The sequence below is a fragment of the Nemorincola caseinilytica genome, assembly GCF_039540515.1.
Lineage (GTDB): Bacteria > Bacteroidota > Bacteroidia > Chitinophagales > Chitinophagaceae > Nemorincola > Nemorincola caseinilytica.
The window spans coordinates 1-927 of record NZ_BAABFA010000024.1; the positions used below are offsets into that span (position 1 = coordinate 1).

The 927-nt window shown below is 54.6% G+C and carries 1 protein-coding gene; it reads left to right on the forward strand.

Going from position 1 to position 927, the window contains the following annotated elements; all coding sequences use genetic code 11:
* Positions 1-927: Ig-like domain-containing protein (locus ABD843_RS14790; RefSeq protein WP_345084779.1), on the forward strand; the 927-nt coding region annotated here is incomplete at both ends.

Consider the following 927-nt stretch of genomic DNA (forward strand, 5'->3'; position numbering starts at 1 on the left):
TCGTTCAGCGGTAATGTGACCATATCTTATACATTCAACACTACGGGCTGCGCAGCAGTGAAATTATTCACTGTGAACCCACTGCCATCGATAAATGGTACACAGAGCATATGTAAGGACGGTACAGTGACCTTTACCGGCTCTATAGCCGGTGGCGACTGGAGCAGCGCCAGCACACTGATAGCTCCTGTGAACATCGCTACAGGCGAGATAACAGGAGCCAATGCAGGTAATACCCGCATTACCTATACACTGCCTACGGGCTGTATAGGTACGCGTACAGTGACCGTGAATGCACTGCCCAATGACATAAACGGCGCCAATGCCGTATGCCAGGGCTCTACTATCTCTATGGTCAATACCAGCGGTGGCGGCAGCTGGAGCAGCAGCAATACAGGTGTAGCCAGCATCAGCACGTTCGGTGTTGTGAGCCCTGTGGCCACTACAGGTACCACTACCATAACATACATGGTGGCAGCAACAGGCTGTTACAAGACAAAAGAAGTGGCCGTGAACCCGCTTCCCGCGCCTATCACAGGTACTACCGTGGTGTGCGAGGAAGGCACTACCACGCTTGCCAGCACTACCACCGGTGGTAGCTGGAGCAGCAGCAATACCGGCGTGATGACGATAGATGCGGGCACAGGCGCTGCCACAGCAGCAGGCGCCGGCTCTGCCAATATCACATATGCCATGCCTACAGGTTGCCGTGTTACAACGGGTGTACAGGTAAATGCACTTCCGGGCGATATCTCAGGTACGCTGTCGGTGTGTGAGGGTCGCCAGACATCACTTACCAGCACATCTGCATCGGGTACCTGGAGCACCTCTGATGCTACAGTTGCTACTGTAAGCGCGAGCGGCGATGTAAGTGGCCTGCAGCCCGGTGTTGCCGATATCACCTACATACTGTCATCGGGTTGTTCG